The organism is Promicromonospora xylanilytica (assembly GCF_054782895.1).
Window position 1 is genome coordinate 143,992 of the sequence record NZ_BAAGRP010000006.1, and the last position, 19,019, is coordinate 163,010.

Below are 19,019 nucleotides of genomic sequence, written 5' to 3' on the forward strand. Positions count from 1 at the left end.
TCATCGAAGACCGGTGGAAACGACGGGCAAGGGAGCTCATGGGTACCGAAGCGCACGCCTCCACGGCACGGGAGCTGCCCCCGCCCGGGCCGCTCACGGCACGACCGGGAAAGATCGTGGCCGTCCACCTCGCGTACGTGTCACGTGCCGAGCAGCGCGGCCGACGGCCCGCCGCCCCCTCGTACTTCCTGAAGCCGGCCAGCTCGCTCGCCGCGACGGGCGGCGTGGTCGAGCGTCCCGCGGGCACGGAGCTGCTCGCCTTCGAGGGCGAGGTCGCGCTGATCATCGGCGAACCCGCTCGTCGGGTGCCGGTCGAGCGGGCGTGGCAGCACGTCGCCGCCGTGACCGCGGCGAACGACCTCGGCGTCTACGACCTGCGCTGGGCCGACAAGGGCTCGAACGTGCGCTCCAAGGGCCGCGACGGCTACACGCCGGTCGGCCCGGAACTCCTCGACGCCCGCGTCATCGACCCCACCGCACTGCGGGTGCGTACCTGGGTCAACGGTGAGCTCGTGCAGCACGACACCACCGGTGACGACGCACTGCTGTTCCCGTTCGCGCAGATCGTGGCCGACCTGTCCCAGCACCTCACGCTCGAGACGGGCGACATCATCCTGACGGGCACGCCCGCCGGGTCGAGCGTCGTGGCGCCGGGCGACGTCGTCGAGGTCGAGGTGGACGCCCCGACGGCGCCCGGTGCGCCGACGTCGGGCCGTCTGGTGACCACGGTGGTCCAGGGCGACGTACCTTTCGGTGACGTCGGGGCGGGCCCGAGGGTCGACGACACCCAGCGCACCGAGGCCTGGGGCAGCCGGGCGGCCGCCGGCCTGGCGCCCGAGCCGGAGCCCTTCGTGCTCACGGACGAGCTCGTCGACAAGCTGCGTCGCGCGCCGGTCGCCGGGCTGTCTGCCCAGCTGCGCAAGCGCGGCCTGAACAACGTGCTCATCGAGGGCGTGCGGCCCAACGTCCCGGGCGCGACGATCATCGGCAGGGCGCGAACGCTGCGCTTCGTGCCGAACCGGGAGGACCTGTTCGTCTCGCACGGCGGTGGGTACAACGCGCAGAAGCGGCTGTTCGACGCCGTCGCCGCCGGTGAGGTCATCGTCATCGAGGCACGCGGCGAGACCGGTTCGGCGACTCTCGGCGACGTCCTCGCGCTGCGTGCCCGGGTGCGTGGCGCCGCGGGCGTCGTCACCGACGGCGGCGTGCGCGACTTCGACGCCGTGGCGGAGACCGGGCTGCCGGTCTTCTCCCAGGGTGCCCACCCCGCGGTGCTCGGCCGCCGGCACGTCCCGTGGGACACCGACGTCGCCGTGGCCTGCGGCGGGGCGTCCGTCCTCCCGGGCGACGTCGTCGTGGGCGACGCGGACGGCGTGGTCGTGATCCCCCCGCACCTGGTCGAGGAGGTCGCCGACGCGACCATCGCCCAGGAGGAGCAGGACACCTGGGTGGCGCAGCAGGTGGCCGCCGGCCACCCCGTCGACGGGCTGTTCCCCCCGAACGCCGAGTGGCTCGCGCGCTACGAGTCCTGGCGGTCCCAGGCGCAGGGCTCTCCGGCGCAGGGCTCCCAGCCGCAGCGGGAGTCGCGATGACGGCCGAGGATACGGAGTCGCCCGTAGAGGTCGCGTTCGCCGGGGCGCTCAGCAAGTCCCAGCTCGCCTACGACTACCTGCGTGACGGCATCGCTCGCCACGAGCTCAGCCCGGGTTACCGGCTCGTGCTCCAGAGCATCGCGGACGAGCTCGCGATGAGCGTCGTGCCCGTCCGCGAGGCCATCCGCCGGCTGGAGGCCGAAGGCCTGGTCACCTACGAGCGGAACGTCGGTGCCCGGGTCGCGATGGTCGACGAGGACGGCTACGTCCACGCCATGCAGGCCCTCGGTGTCGTCGAGGGTGCGGCGACCGGGCTCTCGGCACGCACCATCTCGGCCGCGGACCTCCAGCGGGCCACCGAGGTGAACGAGCACCTGCGGTCCCTGCTCGACCACTTCGACCCGCACGCGTTCACGGCGCTGAACCGCCAGTTCCACTCCGTGCTGTTCGAGTCGTGCCCCAACCCCCTTCTGCTCGACATGGTCCACCGCGGCTGGGCGCAGCTGTCCGGGCTACGTGACTCCACGTTCGCGTTCGTCCCCGGCAGGGCGCAGGAATCCGTGGCCGAGCACGCCCACATCCTCGACCTGATCGCCCGCCGGGCCGACCCGCTCGAGATCGAGATCGCCGCACGCAACCACCGCTGGGCGACCATGAGCGCCTTCCTCGACGCACGCGCCGACGGCACCCCGAACCGCCAGACACCTCACAGGGAGACACGATGACCGACCAGCCGACCCGCCACGTGCCGGCCGACCTGCCCGGCCGCATCCAGCACTACATCGGCGGCGCGTTCGTCGACTCGGCCGACGGTGCGACGTTCGACGTGCTCGAACCCGTGACCAACGACGTCTACCTGCAGGCGGCGGCCGGCAAGAAGGCCGACGTGGACCGCGCCGTCGCCGCGGCGCGCGACGCGTTCCTGAACGGGCCGTGGCCCCGGATGCTGCCGCGCGAGCGCTCGCGGATCCTGCACCGGATCGCCGACCTCGTCGAGTCCCGCGACGCACGACTGGCCGAGCTGGAGAGCTTCGACTCGGGCCTGCCGATCACGCAGGCGCTCGGCCAGGCGCGCCGGGCCGCCGAGAACTTCCGGTTCTTCGCCGACCTGGTCGTCGCCCAGTCGGACGACACCTTCAAGGTGCCCGGCCGCCAGGTCAACTACGTCAACCGCAAGCCGATCGGCGTCGCCGGCCTCATCACGCCGTGGAACACGCCGTTCATGCTCGAGTCCTGGAAGCTGGGCCCCGCGCTCGCGACCGGCAACACGGTGGTGCTCAAGCCCGCCGAGTTCACGCCGCTCTCCGCGTCGCTGTGGGCGGGCATCTTCGAGGAGGCCGGCCTGCCCGAGGGTGTGTTCAACCTGGTCAACGGCCTGGGCGAGGAGGCGGGAGACGCGCTGGTCAAGCACCCCGACGTCCCGCTCATCTCGTTCACGGGGGAGAGCAGCACCGGGCAGCTCATCTTCGCCAACGCCGCGCCCTACCTCAAGGGGCTCTCGATGGAGTTGGGCGGCAAGTCCCCGGCCGTGGTCTTCGCCGACGCAGACCTCGACGCCGCGATCGACGCGACGATCTTCGGCGTCTTCTCGCTCAACGGTGAGCGCTGCACCGCGGGCAGCCGCATCCTCGTCGAGCGCGCGGTCTACGACGAGTTCGTGGAGCGGTACGCCGAGCAGGCGAAGCGCGTGGTCGTCGGTGACCCGCAGGACCCGCGAACGGAGGTCGGCGCGCTCGTGCACCCCGAGCACTACGACAAGGTCATGTCGTACATCGAGATCGGGAGGTCCGAGGGCCGGCTCGTGGCGGGCGGCGGGCGCCCCGAGGGCTTCGACGGCGGCAACTACGTGGCGCCGACGGTGTTCGCGGACGTGCCGGCGTCGGCCCGGATCTTCCAGGAGGAGATCTTCGGCCCGGTCGTGGCGATCACGCCCTTCGACACGGAGGAGGAGGCCCTCGCGCTGGCCAACGGCGTGCGGTACGGGCTGGCGGCCTACGTGTGGACCAACGACCTCAAGCGCGCGCACAACTTCTCGCAGGCGATCGAGGCGGGCATGGTCTGGCTCAACTCGAACAACGTGCGCGACCTGCGTACGCCGTTCGGCGGGGTAAAGGCGTCCGGCCTGGGGCACGAGGGCGGCTACCGCTCGATCGACTTCTACACCGACCAGCAGGCCGTGCACATCACGCTCGGCAAGGTCCACAACCCGACCTTTGGCAAGGGAGCCTGAAGATGACCGACCCGACAGGACCCGTCGTGACCAGCGACGCGCCCATCACCGCAACCGACCCGGTCCCCACGCCGGCCGCGCCGCCGCCGGACATCCTGCGGTGCGCGTACATGGAGCTCGTGGTCACCGACCTGACCGCGTCCCGGAACTTCTACGTCGACGTGCTCGGCCTGGTCGTCACGGAGGAGGACGAGGACACCGTCTACCTGCGCAGCCTCGAGGAGTTCATCCACCACAACCTCGTGCTGCGCAAGGGGCCGGTGGCCGCCGTGGCGGCGTTCTCCTACCGCGTGCGCAGCCCGCAGGAGCTCGACCGCGCCGTCGACTTCTACACCGAGCTGGGCTGCCGCGTGGAGCGTCGCGCCGACGGCTTCACCCGCGGTGTCGGCGACTCCGTGCGCGTGACCGATCCGCTCGGCTTCCCCTACGAGTTCTTCTACGACGTGGACCACGTCGAGCGGCTCGCGTGGCGCTACGACCTGCACACGCCCGGAGCGCTGGTGCGCCTGGACCACTTCAACCAGGTCACCCCCGACGTGCCGCGTGCCGTGCAGTTCATGGAGGACCTCGGCTTCCGGGTCACCGAGGACATCCAGGACGCCGAGGGCACCACCTACGCAGCCTGGATGCGCCGCAAGCCGACGGTTCACGACACCGCGATGACGGGCGGCGACGGCCCACGCATGCACCACGTCGCGTTCGCCACGCACGAGAAGCACAACATCATCGCCATCTGCGACAAGCTCGGCGCGCTGCGGCTGTCCGACCACATCGAGCGCGGACCGGGCCGGCACGGCGTGTCCAACGCCTTCTACCTCTACCTGCGGGACCCGGACGGGCACCGCGTGGAGATCTACACGCAGGACTACTACACGGGCGACCCCGACAACCCCGTGGTCACCTGGGACGTGCACGACAACCAGCGTCGCGACTGGTGGGGCAACCCGGTGGTGCCGTCCTGGTACACCGAGGCGTCCCTCGTCCTGGACCTGGACGGCAACCCGCAGCCGGTCGTCGCCCGGACGGACACCTCCGAGATGGCGGTGACCATCGGCGCGGACGGGTTCTCGTACACCCGCCCCGAGGACGACGCGGACGCGCTGCCCTCCTGGAAGCAGGGCGAGTACAAGCTGGGACACCAGCTCTGATGGGGGAGCGCATGCTGGACGACGCGACGATCACGACGATCGCCGACGAGCTGGCCCGCGCCGAGGCGGAGCGGACGACGGTGCCGCTCCTGACGGCGCGGCACCCCGGCATGACCGTCGAGGACTCGTACGCCGTGCAGAACACGTGGCGCCGGCGCGGCATCGAGGCGGGGCGCCGCCCCGTGGGTCGCAAGATCGGGCTCACCTCCAAGGTCATGCAGGCCGCCACCGGCATCACGGAGCCGGACTACGGCGCGATCTTCTCCGACATGGTGTTCGAGAACGGGTCGGTCATCGAGCACTCGCGGTTCTCGAACGTGCGGATCGAGGTGGAGCTGGCGTTCGTGCTGCGCGAGGGCCTCAAGGGACCGGACGTCACGGTGTTCGACGTGCTGCGCGCCACCGAGTTCGTGGTGCCGGCCCTGGAGATCCTGTCGTCCCGCATCGAGATGGCCGGTCGCACGATCGTCGACACCATCAGCGACAACGCCGCGATGGGCGGCATGGTCTACGGCGGCAACCCCGTGAAGATCGGTGAGACCGACCTGCGGTGGGTCTCCGCCCTGCTGTACCGCAACGAGGCCATCGAGGAGTCGGGCGTCGCGGCCGCCGTGCTGAACCATCCCGCCACCGGCGTCGCCTGGCTCGCGAACAAGCTGGCCCAGCACGACGACGCGCTGGAACCGGGCGAGATCATCCTGGCGGGATCCTTCACCCGGCCCGTGTGGGTGCGGCCCGGGGACACCGTGCTGGCCGACTACCGAGAGCTGGGGACCGTATCGTGCCGATTCGTCTGACCCTCCCGCCCACCTTCCGCGACCGCATCGCCGGGGCCGGCCGGCCGCAGCTGGGCATGTGGGTGTGCAGCGGCAGCCCGGTGGTGGCGGAGATCTGCGCCGGCGGCGGCCTGGACTGGCTCCTGATCGACGGCGAGCACTCGCCGATCGGCCTGGAGACCACGTCGGAGCTGCTGCGGGCAGTGGCGCCCTATCCGGTCACCCCGGTGGTACGGGCGCCGTCCGGCGACGCGGTGGGGCTCAAGCAGCTGCTCGACCTGGGCGCCCAGAACGTCCTGGTCCCCATGGTCGACACGCCCGAGCAGGCCCGCGCCGTGGTGCGGGCCGTGCGCTACCCGCCGCGCGGGGTCCGCGGCGTCGGCAGCGCGCTGTCCCGCGGGGCGCGCTGGAACCGCGTCGAGGGCTACATGGCCGACGCCGACCGGCACGTCTCGCTGTTCGTCCAGGTCGAGTCGGCGACCGGCGTGGAGAACGCCGCGCAGATCGCCGCCGTCGACGGCGTGGACGGCGTCTTCGTGGGACCGTCCGACCTGGCCGCGTCGCTCGGCCTGCTCGGGCAGCAGACCCACCCTGACGTCACCGCGGCGGTGCGCGCGACCTTCGAGGCGGTGCGGGCCGCGGGCAAGCCCGTCGGAGTCAACGCCTTCGACCCGGAGGTGGCCCAGGCCTATCTCGATGCCGGGGCGTCCTTCGTCCTGGTCGGGGCGGACGTCGCGCTGCTCGCCCGGGGCTCCGAGGCACTGGCGGACCGCTGGATCGGCGACGGCGAGTAGGCGACAGCCGCCCCCACCTACCGATCGAGGACGGTCCCTACCCGTCGACGACCGTCAGCGCGAGCAGCTGCTCGCGGAGACGCTCCAGCTCCTCCGGAGCGGGCTCCATGCCCCACACCGGCTGCGCGCTGGCGCCGTCCGCCGCGGCGAGGACGAGCAGCAGCACGTCGTCGGGCAGGCCGTCGGCCCGCAGGTCCTCCTGCCAGCGCAGCGCGTCGGCGCGGGCGAGCTCCGTGACCGCCTCGACGGTGGACAGGTGCGCGATCACCACCAGGGCGTCGCGCGTCGCCGCCGCGTCCAGCGCGTCGTCGATCGACGTGCGCACGTAGGCACGCACCAGGCGTCCGGGGGCTTCGTCCTCCGGGTCGACCGCGTCGAGGACAGCCGACCGGAAGCGTTCGAGCCACTCGTGCGCCATCGCGAGGAGCAGCTCCTGCTTGCTCCCGAAGTGGTACAGCAGCCCACCCTTGGACACCCCCGCACGGCGGGCGACGTCGTCCAGGGTGGCCGAGATCCCGCGCTCGCGGACCAGCTGACCCGCGGCCTGCAGGAGCGCGGACCGCGTCTGCTCCGGGTCTCTGCCCGCCGTTCGCCCCACTCGCCATCACCTCTCCCTCGGCTCGCACTATAGAGCCAGGCGTACCGAACTGTACCGGCTGGACGGTACAGTTGTGCGGTGAACGTCTCTGCTCCCGCCCTCTCCACACGTCGCCGCTGGGCCGCGCTCGCGGTCCTCGTGCTGGCGGTGGGCCTCCTCGCCATCGACGGGACCGTCCTGTACCTGGCGGTCCCGTCGCTGACCCGCGACCTCGCGGCCACAGCCACCCAGGTGCTGTGGATCGGGGACATCTACTCGCTGGCCATCGCCGGCCTGCTCGTCGCGATGGGCACCCTCGCCGACCGGATCGGGCGCAAGCGGCTCCTGCTGATCGGCTCGAGCGCGTTCGGCGCAGCCTCGGTGCTGGCGGCGTTCGCGCCGAGCGCCGAGGTGCTCATCGCCGCCCGCCTGCTGCTCGGTGTGGCCGGCGCGACCATCATGCCGTCGACGCTGTCGCTCATCCGGACCCTGTTCCCGGACGCCGGAGAGCGCAGCCGCGCCATCGCGGTGTGGTCGGCGGCTGCCGGCGGTGGCGCCGCTGTGGGCCCGCTGGTCGGTGGCGCGCTGCTCGAGCACTTCTGGTGGGGATCGGTCTTCCTCGTGAACGTCCCGGTGGTCGTGGTGCTCGTGGTCGCGGGGGCGGTGCTCCTTCCGGAGGCCAAGGACCCGGACCCGGGCCGCCTGGACGTGCTGTCCGTGGTGCTGTCGTTCGCCGCGGTGATGCCGCTGGTGTGGGCCATCAAGCACGCGGCCTCCGAGGGCGTCGACCTGCTCGCGGTCGGGGTGCTGGTGCTGGCGGTGCTCGCGGGGTTCGGGTTCGTCAGGCGCCAGGCCCGGCTCGTCGCCGACGGTCGCGGTCCGCTGCTCGACGTCGGGCTGTTCCGGATCCCCGCGTTCAGCGGTGCGGTGGCCGCCAACCTGATCGCGATCTTCGCGCTCACCGGCATGCTGTTCTTCTTCTCGCGGTACCTGCAGCTCGTGCGCGGGTACTCGCCGCTGCTGGCGGGCGTCGCCGAGCTTCCGGCCACCATCGCGTCCATCGTGGTGGTCGTGGTGGTGGGCTGGTCCATCACGCGGTTCGGCCGCGGTCCCGCGATCGCGCTCGGCCTCGCGGTCACCGCGCTCGGGATGGTGGCCATCGCGGCTGCCGAGGGTGCCGACCACTACGGCTGGCTCGCGCTCGCGCTGGTCCCCGCCGGGCTGGGCGTGGGGCTGGCGATGACCCTGACCACGGACGCGGTCGTCTCCGCCGTACCGCCGGCCAAGGCGGGTGGGGCGTCCGCGATCTCCGAGACGGCCTACGAGCTGGGCGTCGCGCTCGGTGTCGCGGTACTGGGATCACTGGTCACGCTCGGTTACCAGGCGCGGATCGCGCTTCCCGCCGGCGTGCCGGCGGAGGTGCGGGCGCAGGCCGCCGACTCGCTGGCGTCGGCGGTGGCGGTGGCCGGCGAGCGGGCGGACGTGCTGGCGGCGGCGCAGGAGGCGTTCGTCGCCGCCCTGCAAGTGGCGTGCGTCGTCGCGGCCGTGCTGACCGCCGTGGCCGCGGTGGTCGCCTGGCGCCTCATCCCGGACGACGGAAGGCGCGACCGTGACCGGTGAGATCCGCCGGGATCGTCGTGTCGATGGGCTGACGGTCCCGGCGCGCCGGACGTGACGGGAGGCTGACGGAGGCGTCAGGCGCCCGCCGCCACGACACGACGGCGGGCCGGCCGGCGGTGCCGCCCGCCACGGTGGCCCTCGGCCGCGAGCCGCCGCCAGGTGCCGGCGATGGCCCAGGACGCCTCCCGGACGTCGATGAACGCGCGCGTGCACTCGGCGCAGCCGTCCAGGTGGGCCTCGACGCGGCGCCGTCGGCTGGGGAGCAGGCGGCCGGCGAGGTAGTCGTGCAGGGCGGCGCGGGTGGCGCGGCACCGGGGCCGGTCCAGGCCTCGGCCGGGGGCGAGCGTGGGTGCGCCGGCGTCGTCCAGGTCGGCGAGACCGGCGAGAACGGAACGGAGCGTCGAGACGCCGTCCCGGCGGTCTGTGACCTGGGCGACGCGCCGGTCGTCGACGCGCTGGTCGCCGCTGCTGATCACGCGTACCCGTTCCTCTCCGCGTCGGCCGGCCCGCTCGTGGGCACCAGTTTTCACTACTGGTCGGGAGCCACGGAACGCGGGCGTGATACGTGCGAGGTTCGGCTGTCTCTCGACAGAGCAACGCGTAAGTAGTAACTTACGGGTTATGGAGAAGGCTGCCGACCCGTGGCACGCGCTCGCTGATCCGACGCGCCGCAAGGTCTTCGCACGTGTCGCCCGTGGACGGTGCTCGGTGACGGAGATCGCCCGTGACCTGCCGGTCAGCCGGCCCGCCGTGTCCCAGCACCTGCGGGTACTGCTGGACGCGCGGCTGGTCGACGTGCACCAGCAGGGCCGCGAGCGCCTCTACCAGCCTCGCCTCAGCGGCCTCGAAGGGCTCCGGCGCGAGCTGGAGTCCTACTGGAGCCAGACCCTGTCCACCTTCAAGAACGTGGCCGAGCAGAGCTACGAGCCGGCCGCCTCGACACCGGAGGGAACATCCCGATGAGCACCACGTCGCAGGACCAGACCCGACTGCAGGTCGACATCGTCGTCGACGTACCGGTGGAGCACGCCTTCCGCGTGTTCACCGAACGGTTCGACGAGATCAAGCCCCGTGAGCACAACCTCCTGTCCGTGCCGATCGAGCGCACGGTCCTCGAACCACGCCCCGGCGGCACCGTCTACGACGTCGGTGTGGACGGCAGCGTCTGCACCTGGGCGCGCGTCCTCGTGCACGAGCCGCCCCGCCGGCTCGTCATCTCCTGGGACATCACTCCACGGTGGGAGGTGGAGCCGGACCCCGAGCGTGCGAGCGAGGTCGAGGTGCGGTTCGTCGCCGAGGCGCCGGACCGCACCAGGGTCGTGCTGGAGCACCGCCACCTCGACCGGCACGGTGCGGGCTGGGAGGGCTTCACGAGCCTCGGCGTGGGAAACGGCTGGCCCCTCTACCTCGAGCGCTACCGCGCCGTCGCGGAGCGGTACGCGGCGGGCCGCTGAATCGCCGGCTGCCCTGCCCGGATGCGGCTGGACCTGGCCGACCGCACGCTGGGAGGGCCCGACGACGTCGACGTGCGGGGAGGATCCGATGGGTGTCGAGGACGACCGCGTCACCGTCGTGGTTGCGAGCCGGAACCGCCGGGACGACCTGCTTGCCACGCTGCCCGTCCATCGGGGGCCGGTGATCCTGGTGGACAACGACTCGACCGACGGCAGCGCCGACGCAGTCGCGGCGGTTCGCCCAGAGGTGCGTGTCATCCGCCTGTCGCGGAACGTGGGCGCCGTGGCGAGGACCGTCGGGGTGCGGGCCGCGACCACGCCCTTCGTCGCCTTCGCCGACGACGACTCGTGGTGGGCGCCGGGCGCGCTCCACGAGGCGGCCGAGGTGCTGGCGGAACATCCCCGGCTCGGTCTCGTCTGCGCCAGGATCCTCGTCGGTCCCGAGGAGCGTACGGACTCGGTGAGCGATCTGATGGCGGTATCGCCGCTGCCGCACGCCGACTCGGTGCCCGGTGCGGCGCTGCTCGGCTTCGTGGCCTGCGCGACGATGGTCCGCCGCAGCGCGTTCCTCGCCGCGGGAGGGTTCGATCCCGTCGTGCGGTTTCCCGGCGAGGAGGAGCGGCTGGCGCTCGACCTCGCGGCGGCCGGCTGGGCGATGTCCTACCTCAAGGACGTGGTGGTGCACCATCATCCGTCGCCGAACCGGCAGGCGCCGGGCAGGCGGCAGTACGGGATCGCCCGCGCCGCGACCCTCACCGCGCTGATGCGGCTGCCGTGGCGCGACGCCGTCGGTGAGCTCCGTGGCGTGGCGGCGCGCAGCCCCAGTCACCGCTCGGGCGTGCTCCGGGGGCTCCTGGAAGCGCCGGCGGCGCTCCGGCGCCGCCGGCCGATCCCCGGCGAGGTGCTTGCCCTGCGCAGGATGCTGTCCGGGTGACCCGGGCTCAGAGTGCCCCGCCTGCTGCACGCGGAGCGGCGGCTGACTCGCCCGCGTCCCCGATCGTCTCCCGCGCGACGTAGTTCTCCAGGTCGAACAGGTTGTCGCCCGCGCGCTTGGCGACGGTGACGAGGGTGGTCGCGGCGGCGACCTCCTCGACCTGCTCCTCGAGGAACCACATCAGGAACTGCTCGCCGAGGGCGTCGCCCTCGGCGCGCGCGGCCCGGAAGATCGCCTCGATCTGGCGCGTGACCTCCTGCTCCTGGTCGAGTGCGAGCTGGAGCGGCTCGATCACGTCGTCGAAGTCGTTGCGCACCTCGGGGGTCGCGGGGATCTTGACTGGCAGCGACCGGTCGAGGTGGTACTGGACGATCATCATGCCGTGGTTGCGCTCCTCGAGCGCCTGCCGGTAGAAGTGCGCGGCGAGCTGCGGCAGGTCGTGGCTGTCGAACCAGACAGCGATGGCCATGTACTGCAGGTGCGCCGCCAGCTCGTGGCCCACCTGCTCGCCCAGCAGCCGCAGATACTGGGAGTTCTCCGAGGTCGTCGTCATGCGCCCACGCTACCGCTCCGGTCCCGTGCGCACCCCGTGTCAGAGGGGTGTCGGCTCGCCCAGCAGCACCATCCCTCGCGGGAACCGGCCGTCCGTCACCTCCTGGACGCGTCGCCGTGCCTCGTCGGCGCTTCCCGCGTGCAGGCGCAGCTCCCTGGTGGTCGGGCCCGGGTCGGGCCGTGCCGAGTCGTCGGGGGACTCCAGGCCGGGGTCGTCGATCATCCGGACCTGCAGGCCGGCGGCCCGCAACGCGTCCACGAGCGATGCGGCGTCGCGCTGGGCCGAGTCCAGGTCAGGGAAGGTCACAGGAATGAGGTAGTTCTCCATGTCGGCATCTCCACGTCTCGCGCGCTCGGTCGGGCGCTCGTCCAGGCAAGTGCCGCCCGGAGCCGCTCGCAACCCGGGGTGTGCACGCCGCCGTCCTGGCACTGCCTCTTGACGTATTCCCATATGGGCATATGTTTGACTCATGGCACGAGCAGCGACCACGACTGACGCGTTCAACGCGGTGGCCGAGCCGCGCCGTCGCGAGCTCCTCGACGCCCTGGCCGGCGGCGAGCTCGCGGTGGGCGACCTCACCGAGCTGCTCGGGATCACCCAGCCGCAGGTGTCCAAGCATCTGCGGGTCCTGCGAGAGGTCGGGCTGGTGGAGGTGCGCGACGACGGTCGTCGCCGCCTCTACCGGGTCAACGCCGCACCGCTGCGTGCGGTGCACGACTGGGTCGCCGGGTACGAACGCCTCTGGAGCGAGCGGTTCGACCTGGTCGACGACGTGCTCGACGAGCTCACCCGTGCCGATGCCGAGAGCCAGGCAGCGGCCGGAACTGAAACCCGATCCGGACCTGAAGCCTGAAGAGGAGACCGACATGGCTACGACGACCAAGGGCAGCGCAGTGCTGACGCTGCCGAGCGACACCGAGATCCTGGTCACGCGGGAGTTCAACGCCCCGCGCCACCTCGTGTGGAAGGTGCTCACCGAGCCCGAGCTGATCAAGCGCTGGTGGGCGGGGCGGCGCGGCACCGTGACCGACGTCGCCGTCGACCTGCGCGTCGGTGGTGCGTGGCGTTACGTCATGACGGCCGACGGCGGGTTCGAGGTGGCGTTCCACGGCGAGTTCCGCGAGATCGACGCGCCCGCGAGCATGGTGCAGACGGAGATCTTCGAGGGCATGCCCGAGGGCGACTCCGAGCCGAGCCTGAACCACTACACGCTCACCGAACTGGACGGCCGCACCACGCTGACCGTCCGGACCGTGGTGTCCGGCAAGGAGGTCAGGGACGGGATCATCGCCACGGGCATGGAGGGTGGCATGCAGGAGGCCTACGACCTGCTGGAGGAGCTGGCGGCCGGCCTGGCTGACGAGTCCTGACCCACTCGTCCCTTCGCTGAGTGCTGGGTATTCGTCGTTCCTCGGCCTGCGAGCCGACAAATATCCAGCACTCAGCGCAGAGGGGTGAGGCGGGTCCGGAGGGCCGCGGTCAGGTGCTCCACCTCGGCGAGCTGTTCCGGGGTCAGGGCGTCGACGAACAGCTCCCGCACCGCCCGCAGGTGCGGTACCGAGGCGCTCCGGAAAGCCTGCGCCCCGTGGTCGGTGAGGACCACCTCGGCGCCGCGGTAGTCGACGGCGCAGTCGTCGCGGCGGATGAGGTCGCGCCCCTCCATGCGCCGGATGTGATGGGACAGACGGCTGCGTTCCCAGCCCACGGCGTCCGCGAGCTCGGAGGAGCGCATGCGGCGTCCGTCCGCCTCGCTGAGGGCGAGCAGGACCGCGTAGTCACCGGGCGACAGGCCCGACTCCTCGTGCAGACGGCTGCTCAGCCGCGCGTTCAGGGCCTGCGCGGTCTCGATGAACCCTCGCCAGACGCGTAGCTCGTCCGCCGTCGGCGACTGCCGGGAACGGAGCGGCGTGTGCTCTGTCACGACGACCTCCAGTGATTGACGTATCAACCATATCGGAGGCATGATTGACACGTCAATCAGATGTGTAGGCGAGTCGTGGAGGAGTCCTCATGGGCGGCATCGAGTTCGGCATCGACACTTTCGGCGACCTGCCGCGGAACGACCGTGGCGAGGTCGTGTCCCACGGCGAGGCGATCCGCCGCACCGTCGACGAGGCGGTACTCGCCGACGACGCGGGCGTGGACGTCATCGCGGTCGGCGAGCACCACCGGCCCGAGTTCGCGATCTCGACGCCGGAGACGGTGCTCGCCGGCATCGCGACCAGGACCTCGAACATCAAGCTCGCCTCAGGGGTGACCGTCTTGAGCTCGGACGACCCGGTGCGGGTCTTCCAGCGCTTCGCGACCGTCGACGCGCTGTCGAACGGCAGGGCGGAGGTCATCCTCGGCCGCGGCTCGTTCACCGAGTCGTTCCCGCTGTTCGGGTACGACCTGCGCGACTACGACGAGCTCTTCGAGGAGAAGATCAACCTGTTCGTCCACCTCCTGGACGAGAAGCCCGTCACGTGGGAGGGCACCCTGCGGCCGTCGCTGGAGAACGCCGACGTCTTCCCCAAGACCGACTCGGGCCGGCTGACCACCTGGGTGGGCGTGGGCGGATCGCCGCAGTCGGTGCTCCGGACCGCCACCTACGGGCTGCGTCTCATGCTGGCGATCATCGGTGGCGCCCCGGAGCGGTTCGCGCCCTACGTGGACCTGTACCGCAGGGCGGCCGCGGAGGTCGGTACCACCGCCCACCCCGTGGGCATGCACTCGCCCGGCTTCGTCGCCGACACGGACGAGGAGGCGATGGAGCTGTTCTACCCGGGCTACAAGGTGGTCAGGGACCGCATCGGCGCCCTGCGCGGCTGGCCGCCCCTGCGCCGGGAGGAGTTCGAGGCCGAGGTCGCCCAGGGCTCCCTCTACATCGGATCGCCCGAGACCGTCGCGCGCAAGATGGCCGCGGCCATCCGGGCCCTGGACGTCGGCCGGTTCGACCTCATCTACTCGGCAGGTGGCGCCCTGCGTGCCAGCGACCGGCTGCGCGCCGTCGAGCTGTACGGCACGCGGGTCATACCGATGGTTCGCGAGCTGCTGGCCGACGAGCCGGCGAAGCTGGCGGTGTCGCGATGACGGGCACCGCGATGACGGGCGCCGTGCGCACGCTCGGCATCCTGGGTGCCGGCAAGGTCGGCACCGTGCTGGCCCGTCTCGCTGTCGCGGCCGGGTACCGGGTCCTGGTGGCGGGCTCCCGCGAACCGGCGCGCATAGCGCTCACGGTGGAGGTGCTCGCCCCGGGCGCGCACGCGGTCGACGCGGAGACGGCGGCCCGCGAGGCGGACGCCGTCGTCCTGGCCCTGCCGCTGGGCAGGTACCGGACCATCCCGGGTGAGGCCCTGGACGGCAAGCTGGTGCTCGATTCCATGAACCACTGGTGGGAGATCGACGGCCCGCGTGACGGGATCCTGCGGGCGGGAGAGTCGACGAGCGAGCTGGTCCGGGCCGCGCTGCCCGGTGCCCGGGTCGTCAAGGCGTTCAACCACATGGGTTACCACGACCTCGAGGGCGAGGCCCGGCCGTCCGGGTCGCCGGGCCGCAAGGCGATCGGGATCGCCGGTGACGACCCGGCCGACGTCGCGGCGGCGGCCGGCGTCGTGGACGCGCTCGGCTTCGACCCGGTGGTCGTCGGCGCGCTCGCGGCAGGGGTCCGCATGGAGCCCGGCTCCCCGGCGTTCGGCGCGAACGTCGGCGCCCGGGACCTGGGCGACCTGCTGGGGGTGTCGGTACCCGACCGTCAGCTCGCGCACCGGCCGGTCGACACAGCGGCCTCCAGGTCGGAAGCCTGAGCGGCGACCGGCATCAGCTCGGCGGTCGTCATGGCGTAGCCGATGTCGCGGTCGGAGTCGTCGCGCGCGAAGATCACGCCGGCCACCTCGCCGCCGGTCGTCAGCAGCGGCCCGCCGGAGTTGCCCGGGCGGACGACGGCCGCGAGGGAGTAGACCTCTCGGTCGGCGCCGCCCGCGCCGTAGGAGTCCGGGACGCGTGTGGTGCTGACGCTCAGCACCCCGGCGCTGCCGGAGGTGAACGGGCCACCGTACGGGTATCCCTGGACGACGGCCCGGTCGCCGACGGAGAGCGTCGGTGCGATGCCCAGCGCGTCCGCGCCGAGGTCGTCGACCGCGACCACGGCGAGGTCGTCCTCGGGGTCGTAGTAGACGACCCGTCCTTCGCGGACCGTGCCGCCGGGAAGCTCGATGACCGGCCGGTCCACACCGGCCACGACGTGCGCGTTGGTCACCAGCCGGTCGGGGGCCACGACGAACCCGGACCCGGTCGAGCTCTTGCCGCACGCGTACGCGATGCCCGAGATCCGGGCCACGGACTGCGCCGACGCCTCGAGCTGCGCGTTGTCGAGATCGACGGCGGGCACCACCGGCGTCTGCCGCGGCACCATCAGGATGTTCAGGCGCGGCAGCCCGTCGTCCAGCACGATCGAGCGCATCTCGGCGAGCGGACGCCCCACGGCCGGCGGCGTCAGGTCGTCGATGGTGCGCAGGACGGCGGACGACGAGACCGCCGACGCGACGCCCGGCGCGCCCGTGGCGCTGACCGCGTTGCCGACGAACGAGAGGGCCAGGGCGACGACGCCGACGTTCGCGACCCCGCCGAGCAGGCGTTCGAGCGGCCGGAGCGACGTGCGGTCGACTCCCTGGCGCAGGTTGCGGCCCAGCCCCGCGCCGACGGAGGCGCAGAACAGCGGCAGCAGGACGGCCACGGCGACGGACACCGGGGCGCGCCACTCGGAGGTGGGCAGCATGTCGTTGACGGCCGGAACTGCCCAGAACGCCGCGACGCCACCGACGACGAGGCCGATCAGGCCGCCGAGCGTCGCCAGCAGGCCCCGGCTGAGACCGGCCATGAGGGCGAGGAACAGCACCACGAGAAGCACCAGGTCGAACAGCTGCACGGGGGCTCCTTCGGGAACGGTAGGTGGTCGGCGGTATCGGGCAGGACGAGATGACGGTATGCGCTCAACCTGAGCGATGCGGCCCGCGACCCGCCTCCATCACGCGATCCGCCGACACATGCCCCAGAAGTTCACGGGTCACGCCAGGAACGCGCGGTAGTACTCGAATGCGGGACGGAGCCTGCCGGCTAACGCCGCGTGCGCGTCTCCAGCTCGCCCAGCGCGGCAGGCAGGTCCGCCAGCGCGGCGAGGGCTCGTTCGTGGCACCGGCCGACGACGGCGTCGTGCGCCGCGGAGCCGTTCGAGCGGGCCTGGACGTGCTCGGCGAGGAGCAGGGCGTCGCGATGGTCACCGAGCAGTGCCTGGATCCGGTGTCCCGCCGCGCCGAGGTCCTTGGTCCGGCGGCCGAGCAGGTCGACCGGCTTGCGGGTGATGGCCTCTGCGGTGTGTCGCAGCTGGCGGGCCGCCTTGCGCAGCTCGTGGGCGCTCTCGAGGTCCGTGAGCTCGCCGGTGCGACCGAGGGTGCGCTCCGCCTGCCGGCGGACGGCGCGACGGGCCGCCTTCTTGGCCGCCTGCGACGCTCGTTCGCCCAGTCGTGGCTCGGCGGCCCAACTGCTCAGCAACCGATCGAGGTCGCGCCAACGGTCGGACCGTGTCCAGTCGACCACGTCGGCGTGTGCGCGGCCGCGCTCCCGCTCCAGGGGGCTGATCAGGGCGGACCGGTCCGCGTCGCCGAGGCCGGCCGCCTCGGCGGCGGCAGAGGCCTCCAGGGCGCGCACCTCCAGGTCACGGGCGTGGCCCAGCACGCTGCCCCACTCCTTGAGCAGGGATCTGAGCTCCGCGGTCGCCTCCTTGTCGAGGTACCTGCGGAACGCGGCGAGCACGTTGCGCAGGCGGCGGACGGAGGTGCGCAGGCGGTGCACGCCGTCCGGCTCGTCGGCGAGCGCCGGTGGTACGCGGTCGTGGATCCGGCGCACGAGGTCGGTCACCGCGAGGGTCAGCAGGTCGCCCGCGGTCTCGGGAGGTGTGGTGGTGGTGTCGGCGGCGATGCGGCCAGGCTATCTCGCAGGTCCGGCCGTCGCGCGGGTCGGCGGGTCCACGTCTGCGCGGTTCGCCTGAACGGCGGCGTCCGGCAGTGCGAGGTGACCACGAGCAGGGGGTGACGTAAGCGTCGGCAGGAGGTGCCGGGTCAGGTGATTTTCGTCCACCGTGGCCGGATGCAGGCTGGCCTGGCTGAACAGTCCAGCTCAGCCCGCATCACGGGGTCTCGGGCGAACGTCGTTCAGCCAAGGTGGCGCCCACGGCCTGCGCACGGCATCCCAAGCCTGGCCACGTGCTGCCGGTTGGACACGCGCTCACTCCTCGGCCCGGGACCAGCGCTCCCAGAGCCACAGCAGGAAGACGATCAGGAGGAACCCGGGTATCCCGATGGCGCCGAGCCCGGCAAGCCAGTCCGTCAGCTCGGCACCGACGCCGGGGCGCGCGCCGTCGGCGGACGCGGGCCCGTCGCCGCCCGTGTCGCCGTCGCTCGCCCTGCCACCACCCGGCTCGTCGCGGGCTTCGCTGCCGTCTACGTTGCCGCCGTCAGCGTCGCTGCCTTCTACGTCGCTGCCTTCTACGTCGCTGCCTTCGGGTGCGGTGTCCGAGGAGCCGCCCGCGCCGCCGTCCGACGGGCCGTTCCCGATACCGAGCTGAGCGAGCCAGTCCGCGACGTCCGTGCCGGGGTCGCTGTCCGTTCGGGATCCGCCACCGCCGTCACCACCCTCACCGTCGCCGCTGTTCCCGCTGCTACCGCCACCATCGCTACCACCGGTTCCCGCGCCGCCCTCCGTGCCGCCGCCCGCGCCGGGGTCGGCGACAGACTCCGCGGCGGGCGGCTCGTCGGCCTGACCCGCGACGAGCGCCGCCGCGCCACCACCGATCGCGAGCATCGCGAGGACCCCCGCGACGATGGCCGCCTCCTTCTTGCCGAACGAGCGCGGCGCGCTCGCTCCGGCTGCCGCACCACCGGCGCCTGCCGCACCACCAGCGGCGACCGCACCCGCCGCCGCGCCGAGCGCCCCGGTGGCGATGGCGCCCGCGACGACGTGCTGGCCGAGGTCGCGCAGCATCCAGGAGACCTCGCGCACGTCGACGAACGCGCGGGTGCACTCGGCGCAGGCGTCCATGTGGGCCTCGAACCGCCCTCGGCGCCGGGGGAGCAGCCGGTCCTTGAGGTAGTCGTGCATGGCGGCGCGGGTGGTGCGGCACTCGGGTTCGTTGACGGCGTGTGCGTGGGCGGCGGCGAATGCTCCGGCGAGGCGTTCTTCGGCGCGGCGTAGGCGCATGGTTACGGCGTGGGGGCGTACGCCGAGGCCGGTGGCGATGTCGCTGACGGCGCGGTCGTGGACGTGGCGTTCGAGGAGGATGTTGCGGTCGTCGTCGGCGAGGTCGGC

At 72.4% G+C, this 19,019-nt stretch carries 22 protein-coding genes; 14 read left to right on the forward strand and 8 right to left on the reverse strand.

What is annotated here, in order from left to right; translation table 11 throughout:
• Window positions 1–38: 38 nt before the first annotated feature.
• From ACYVK7_RS07825 to ACYVK7_RS07850, 6 genes are read left to right on the forward strand one after another with little or no spacing between them, the layout of a single operon-like run.
• Window positions 39–1,592: a fumarylacetoacetate hydrolase family protein gene (locus tag ACYVK7_RS07825; protein WP_460887126.1), complete on the forward strand. Its 1,554-nt coding sequence runs from the start codon at window positions 39–41 to the stop codon at window positions 1,590–1,592.
• Complete coding sequence (locus ACYVK7_RS07830; protein ID WP_460887127.1) at window positions 1,589–2,317, forward strand: GntR family transcriptional regulator; 729 nt, start codon at window positions 1,589–1,591, stop codon at window positions 2,315–2,317. The genes ACYVK7_RS07825 and ACYVK7_RS07830 overlap by 4 nt, the downstream gene beginning before the upstream one ends.
• A complete protein-coding gene (hpaE, locus tag ACYVK7_RS07835; RefSeq protein ID WP_460887128.1) occupies window positions 2,314–3,822 on the forward strand; it encodes a 5-carboxymethyl-2-hydroxymuconate semialdehyde dehydrogenase in 1,509 nt (502 codons plus the stop codon). Before ACYVK7_RS07830 ends, hpaE begins: the two co-directional genes overlap by 4 nt.
• Before the next feature lie 2 nt (window positions 3,823–3,824).
• The gene (gene hpaD, locus ACYVK7_RS07840) at window positions 3,825–4,970 is read left to right on the forward strand and encodes a 3,4-dihydroxyphenylacetate 2,3-dioxygenase (RefSeq protein WP_460887129.1); all 1,146 of its coding nucleotides are present in this window, start codon (window positions 3,825–3,827) and stop codon (window positions 4,968–4,970) included.
• 11 nt (window positions 4,971–4,981) lie between these two features.
• Window positions 4,982–5,767: a 2-oxo-hept-4-ene-1,7-dioate hydratase gene (gene hpaH, locus ACYVK7_RS07845; RefSeq protein ID WP_460887151.1), complete on the forward strand. Its 786-nt coding sequence runs from the start codon at window positions 4,982–4,984 to the stop codon at window positions 5,765–5,767.
• A complete protein-coding gene (locus tag ACYVK7_RS07850) occupies window positions 5,752–6,540 on the forward strand; it encodes an HpcH/HpaI aldolase family protein (protein ID WP_460887130.1) in 789 nt (262 codons plus the stop codon). Before hpaH ends, ACYVK7_RS07850 begins: the two co-directional genes overlap by 16 nt.
• A gap of 37 nt (window positions 6,541–6,577) precedes the next feature.
• On the opposite strand, the gene ACYVK7_RS07855 is transcribed toward ACYVK7_RS07850, so the two are convergent.
• A complete protein-coding gene (locus ACYVK7_RS07855; protein ID WP_460887131.1) occupies window positions 6,578–7,138 on the reverse strand; it encodes a TetR/AcrR family transcriptional regulator in 561 nt (186 codons plus the stop codon).
• A gap of 78 nt (window positions 7,139–7,216) precedes the next feature.
• On the opposite strand from ACYVK7_RS07855, the gene ACYVK7_RS07860 reads away from it, so the two are divergent.
• Window positions 7,217–8,737 carry an MFS transporter gene (locus ACYVK7_RS07860; RefSeq protein ID WP_460887132.1) on the forward strand — a complete coding sequence of 507 codons (1,521 nt, stop codon included), beginning with the start codon at window positions 7,217–7,219 and terminating at the stop codon, window positions 8,735–8,737.
• Between the two features lie 74 nt (window positions 8,738–8,811).
• On the opposite strand, the gene ACYVK7_RS07865 is transcribed toward ACYVK7_RS07860, so the two are convergent.
• A complete protein-coding gene (locus ACYVK7_RS07865; protein WP_460887133.1) occupies window positions 8,812–9,213 on the reverse strand; it encodes a zf-HC2 domain-containing protein in 402 nt (133 codons plus the stop codon).
• A 145-nt stretch (window positions 9,214–9,358) separates the two neighbouring features.
• Here ACYVK7_RS07865 and ACYVK7_RS07870 point away from each other — a divergent pair, with 145 nt between their 5' ends.
• The 3 genes from ACYVK7_RS07870 (at window position 9,359) to ACYVK7_RS07880 (ending at window position 11,125) form a co-directional block, all read left to right on the forward strand.
• Window positions 9,359–9,700: an ArsR/SmtB family transcription factor gene (locus ACYVK7_RS07870; protein WP_460887134.1), complete on the forward strand. Its 342-nt coding sequence runs from the start codon at window positions 9,359–9,361 to the stop codon at window positions 9,698–9,700.
• Window positions 9,697–10,191 (forward strand): SRPBCC family protein, encoded by a 495-nt coding sequence (locus ACYVK7_RS07875; protein ID WP_460887135.1) that lies wholly within the window; start codon window positions 9,697–9,699, stop codon window positions 10,189–10,191. The genes ACYVK7_RS07870 and ACYVK7_RS07875 overlap by 4 nt, the downstream gene beginning before the upstream one ends.
• A gap of 88 nt (window positions 10,192–10,279) precedes the next feature.
• Window positions 10,280–11,125, forward strand: coding sequence for a glycosyltransferase family 2 protein (locus ACYVK7_RS07880; protein ID WP_460887136.1), 846 nt, complete (start codon window positions 10,280–10,282; stop codon window positions 11,123–11,125).
• 7 nt (window positions 11,126–11,132) lie between these two features.
• Here the strand turns inward: ACYVK7_RS07880 and ACYVK7_RS07885 are convergent, their stop codons facing one another.
• Together ACYVK7_RS07885 and ACYVK7_RS07890 are read right to left on the reverse strand one after the other, a co-directional pair.
• Window positions 11,133–11,678: a ferritin gene (locus tag ACYVK7_RS07885; RefSeq protein ID WP_460887137.1), complete on the reverse strand. Its 546-nt coding sequence runs from the start codon at window positions 11,676–11,678 to the stop codon at window positions 11,133–11,135.
• A gap of 39 nt (window positions 11,679–11,717) precedes the next feature.
• Window positions 11,718–12,005 (reverse strand): hypothetical protein, encoded by a 288-nt coding sequence (locus tag ACYVK7_RS07890; RefSeq protein ID WP_460887138.1) that lies wholly within the window; start codon window positions 12,003–12,005, stop codon window positions 11,718–11,720.
• A gap of 142 nt (window positions 12,006–12,147) precedes the next feature.
• On the opposite strand from ACYVK7_RS07890, the gene ACYVK7_RS07895 reads away from it, so the two are divergent.
• Complete coding sequence (locus ACYVK7_RS07895) at window positions 12,148–12,531, forward strand: ArsR/SmtB family transcription factor (RefSeq protein WP_460887139.1); 384 nt, start codon at window positions 12,148–12,150, stop codon at window positions 12,529–12,531.
• Between the two features lie 13 nt (window positions 12,532–12,544).
• Window positions 12,545–13,048 carry an SRPBCC family protein gene (locus ACYVK7_RS07900; protein WP_460887140.1) on the forward strand — a complete coding sequence of 168 codons (504 nt, stop codon included), beginning with the start codon at window positions 12,545–12,547 and terminating at the stop codon, window positions 13,046–13,048.
• Window positions 13,049–13,119: 71 nt separating this feature from the next.
• On the opposite strand, the gene ACYVK7_RS07905 is transcribed toward ACYVK7_RS07900, so the two are convergent.
• Window positions 13,120–13,599, reverse strand: a complete 480-nt coding sequence (locus ACYVK7_RS07905; protein WP_460887141.1) for a MarR family winged helix-turn-helix transcriptional regulator — start codon at window positions 13,597–13,599, stop codon at window positions 13,120–13,122.
• 89 nt (window positions 13,600–13,688) lie between these two features.
• Between ACYVK7_RS07905 and ACYVK7_RS07910 the strand changes: the two genes are divergently transcribed.
• Window positions 13,689–14,750: an LLM class flavin-dependent oxidoreductase gene (locus tag ACYVK7_RS07910; protein WP_460887142.1), complete on the forward strand. Its 1,062-nt coding sequence runs from the start codon at window positions 13,689–13,691 to the stop codon at window positions 14,748–14,750.
• On the forward strand, window positions 14,747–15,463 hold the full coding sequence (locus ACYVK7_RS07915) for an NADPH-dependent F420 reductase (RefSeq protein ID WP_460887143.1): 717 nt from the start codon (window positions 14,747–14,749) through the stop codon (window positions 15,461–15,463). The genes ACYVK7_RS07910 and ACYVK7_RS07915 overlap by 4 nt, the downstream gene beginning before the upstream one ends.
• On the opposite strand, the gene ACYVK7_RS07920 is transcribed toward ACYVK7_RS07915, so the two are convergent.
• The 3 genes from ACYVK7_RS07920 to ACYVK7_RS07930 form a co-directional block, all read right to left on the reverse strand.
• Window positions 15,412–16,584: a MarP family serine protease gene (locus ACYVK7_RS07920; RefSeq protein ID WP_460887144.1), complete on the reverse strand. Its 1,173-nt coding sequence runs from the start codon at window positions 16,582–16,584 to the stop codon at window positions 15,412–15,414. The genes ACYVK7_RS07915 and ACYVK7_RS07920 overlap by 52 nt on opposite strands.
• 188 nt (window positions 16,585–16,772) lie before the next feature.
• Window positions 16,773–17,573, reverse strand: a complete 801-nt coding sequence (locus tag ACYVK7_RS07925) for a CHAD domain-containing protein (protein ID WP_460887145.1) — start codon at window positions 17,571–17,573, stop codon at window positions 16,773–16,775.
• A gap of 366 nt (window positions 17,574–17,939) precedes the next feature.
• On the reverse strand, window positions 17,940–19,019 hold a 1,080-nt coding region (locus ACYVK7_RS07930; protein ID WP_460887146.1), incomplete at its 5' end, for a zf-HC2 domain-containing protein.